This is a genomic window from Crocosphaera watsonii WH 8501 (genome assembly GCF_000167195.1).
GTDB classification, from domain to species: domain Bacteria; phylum Cyanobacteriota; class Cyanobacteriia; order Cyanobacteriales; family Microcystaceae; genus Crocosphaera; species Crocosphaera watsonii.
Genome location: NZ_AADV02000304.1, coordinates 1 through 2386, shown reverse-complemented (window position 1 = coordinate 2386; position 2386 = coordinate 1). Strand labels below are relative to the sequence as shown.

The 2386-nt window shown below is 36.4% G+C and carries 1 protein-coding gene and 2 pseudogenes; 2 read left to right on the top strand and 1 reads right to left on the bottom strand.

Annotated features, from left to right (window positions below):
• Positions 1-329: 329 nt before the first annotated feature.
• Positions 330-1033: pseudogene (locus CWATDRAFT_RS35275) on the top strand (IS1634 family transposase); the annotation flags it as partial.
• Between the two features lie 146 nt (positions 1034-1179).
• On the opposite strand, the gene CWATDRAFT_RS31145 reads toward CWATDRAFT_RS35275, so the two are convergent.
• A complete protein-coding gene (locus CWATDRAFT_RS31145; protein ID WP_007308662.1) occupies positions 1180-1620 on the bottom strand; it encodes an FG-GAP repeat protein in 441 nt (146 codons plus the stop codon).
• A 29-nt stretch (positions 1621-1649) separates the two neighbouring features.
• On the opposite strand from CWATDRAFT_RS31145, the pseudogene CWATDRAFT_RS31140 reads away from it, so the two are divergent.
• Positions 1650-2386, top strand: a pseudogene (locus CWATDRAFT_RS31140) (DUF6444 domain-containing protein); the annotation flags it as partial.

The following is a 2386-nucleotide window of genomic DNA, read 5'->3' as shown; positions in this document are numbered from 1 at the left end:
AAAAGAAGAGAAGAGATATAATCTCTTTATGGGTTCGCGCGCCCAAACGTTTGTTACCACAGGGGTTTTCTTGGGAGAGGGAGAATCTTAAATGTGTGAAATTTTGATCCAAAACAAAAATTGATTCCCGGTTTAAGGGCTATAGGCCGAATTCCCATTATCCCCTTTAAAGTGAACGGGGTTCCAGGCCTATAAAAAGCAAGGATTTGGGCCAATTTGGGGGTGGAGATGTAAAGAGGAGGTAAAGAAAAAGANTGTCCTNATTTGAAAGTATCCTGGAAGAAGAATTGTTCTATGGTGGATCAGCNAACTGGGTATAGTCTGAGTGAAAAAAGCAGAAAAGTGATTTGAAAAACTGGAAAANCACTTTCCCAGGAAGAGAAGAAATCCCAAATTTTTCTAAAAGAAATTCATTCTGNAGAATTTGAACATCCTCAAGCTGCTCGATATAATTNAAAGCTATTATAAAAAATTGAGATTGTNGGAATAAAAGAAGTTGAACTGATGAAACTTACTCGAAAAAAAGGAAAAGATTTATAAAATGATTAGTCTGATCATCAAAAAAGATGAAGAGATAAGTAGAAAGNCTAAGANNGCAGGAAAATTTATTTTAGCAACTAACTTAGTAGAGGAAAATAAATTAGAAGCTAGTGAAATTCTGATAACTTATAAAAACCAGCAATCTACGGAAAGAGGATTTCGATTTTTGAAAGATCCCTTATTTTTTACTGATAGTTTCTTCGTTGAAAAACCAGAAAGAATAGAAACAATGTTATTTTTAATGTCTTTGTGTTTGTTGATTTATAACTTGGGGCAAAGAGAATTAAGAAATTGTTTAAAAAGAGTCAAAAAAGGAATAAATAATCAAGTAGGGAAAGTAACATTGCGTCCGACTTTGAGGTGGATATTTCAATGTTTTCAAGGTATTCATTATGTGATTTTAAACGGAGTTAAACAAATTGTCAATTTAACAGAAGAAAGGCGTTTTATATTGAGTTTATTACCTGCATCTTGTCAAAGATATTATCTATAAATTGAATTGGATAAAGCAAAAATAATAAAAGAATAAGAGTCTAATGATATCAAATGAGAAGAGGAAAATCTCCTTCGTTTGTGCTGAGTCTTGCTAAGTTTTCAATGAGTATAAATCTTCTTAATTTGATTATTTTTCCTAAAAATTTAATGAAAAGAGAAATATTCTTGCCCAGGTATGATTTTCGGACTTTTTAAAACTATGTATTTTTTTATACTACATTTTGAAGTGCGGAATCTGGGTTGTAAGAAATCACCTGTGGTGACATCAAAAAGATAGGCTGAACCACTGTTCAATCCCTGATCATCGTCGCCAAAACCACCTATTAAGGCAGTATTATCTGATAATGACACAGGAAATCCAAATTGATCACCAGCAGCACCATCAGGGGCAGTTAATTTATGGAGCAAATTACCTGTGGTGACATCAAAAAGATAAGCCGAACCACTATCAGTTCCCTTATCGTCATCAAAGTGACTACCCACTAAAGCGTTATTGCCTGATAATGACACAGAAAATCCAAATAGATCGCCAGCAGCACCATTAGGTAATTGCTCACCGCAATAAAGAATCTGTCTTGACAACATAAAGGTAAAATCGGGGATTTTTATGTATAGTGGGGGTTATGACCACAAATGCTACCATTGATTCAAAGCTAGTTAGAGCTATCGCCGATGAACAGTTGGCGAAGAATGTCTTCATGATTGAGTGACTAGTCAAGGCACAACAACAGTTATCTCTTCAACAAAGACTGATTGACCAGCAACAACAACAAATCTCTACACAACAGCAAGAAATTGAAAAATTGAAAGAAGAGAGAGATAAGCTAAAAAACCGTAACTCAAAAAACAGTTCAGTCCCCCCATCATCAGACCCACTAAAAAAGCCTTCTGACAAAAAGAAACGCAAAAAAGGATTTAAACGCGGACCAAAATATGACCACCCAGGGAAGACCCGTAATGGTTTTGGTCAGCCCGATAAGATAGTCCCTTTAGAACTAGAAAACTGTCCTGTTTGTGGGGGTTCAGTGGAACGAGATGAAGTAGTTCCCGAAAAAGTCCAGCAAGTGGCTGAAGTAGTAGACCAACCCATAGAAATCAGGGAATATCGTCGCGGATTCTATAAATGTCCTAGTTGTGGATGGTCAGATTACAGTCCTGTTCCATTGGGAGTTAAAGAAGGATTCCGTTATGGGGCGCGATTAAGTAGCATCGTGGGCTGGCTTGGCTATGGGGGTAATCTTACATGGCGTAAACAGGAACATTTTATAGAGTATGTCTTTGGCATTCCCATTTCTCAAGGGAGCCTTGCCAAAATGCACAAATGGTTTCAAGAAAGTTTAGAACCCTTGAC